Below are 430 nucleotides of genomic sequence, written 5' to 3'. Positions count from 1 at the left end.
AGCGACTTCGGTGTTCCGGTCACCGCTCGCCGCAAACAGCGGGCTTCCACCCACCACGCTCTTCGCGATGTTCGTCATCTCGGAGACCGCATCGTTCAGCTGGCCGACGTTGACGGCGTCCGTATCGGCCGCACCGGCCGCCACGTTGTGCAATCCGACTGCGGTCGATGCATCCGCGCCGCCCAGCGTCACCGAGTCATGCGCCGACGAGTCGTATTGCACCGCATTCGCCGCCTGCCCGCTCACCTGCGCCACGCTGCCCTGGAGGCTGCTGATGTCCGAGCTGTTCTGCGTCACGCGATCGTCGAGGTTCGTCACCGCCTCGCCCACGCTGTTCACCGTCTTGCCGCCCACCGAGTACGAAGGCGCCGTAACCGAGCCATCCACGTTCACTGCCGAACCGCCGCCGAGCGAAGCCGCCGTCGAGCGA

1 pseudogene is annotated in these 430 nt (G+C 67.2%); it reads right to left on the bottom strand.

From position 1 onward, the window contains the following. Positions 1-430: pseudogene (locus U5775_RS39090) on the bottom strand (hemagglutinin); the annotation flags it as partial.

The sequence above is a fragment of the Paraburkholderia sp. J63 genome (assembly GCF_905220245.1).
Lineage (GTDB): Bacteria > Pseudomonadota > Gammaproteobacteria > Burkholderiales > Burkholderiaceae > Paraburkholderia.
Note: the sequence above shows the minus strand (reverse complement) of the source record. Positions and strands in the feature narration are given on the sequence as shown.